This window comes from Bacillus sp. SIMBA_154, assembly GCF_046536015.1.
Lineage (GTDB): Bacteria > Bacillota > Bacilli > Bacillales > Bacillaceae > Bacillus > Bacillus pumilus_P.
The window spans coordinates 1-247 of record NZ_JAWJBV010000523.1 but is presented as its reverse complement, the minus strand read 5'-3'; the positions used below and the strand labels follow the sequence as shown (position 1 = coordinate 247).

The 247-nt window shown below is 49.4% G+C and carries 1 protein-coding gene; it reads right to left on the bottom strand.

What is annotated here, in order from left to right:
* A partial coding sequence (locus tag R0K30_RS23005; protein ID WP_410613289.1) for an FtsX-like permease family protein occupies positions 1–247 on the bottom strand: 247 nt, incomplete at both ends.

Here is a 247-nt window from a genome sequence, read left to right as displayed (position 1 = left end):
AGTGATACTTGGAATACAAACGGACTGTACGGCAGAAGTGAAACAAATGATCCCTGAACTTTCGGGGCCACCCAAGCGACCATCGACTGGTACGTACTCAGCACGAGAGCGATCGGTATGATAGAACCGAATACCCCCAGCAGCAGCCCTTCCAGGAAGAACGGCCAGCGGATAAACCAGTTTGTCGCGCCGACAAGCTTCATGATTTCAATCTCTTTTCTTCTGGCGAAAATCGTGATTTTAATCG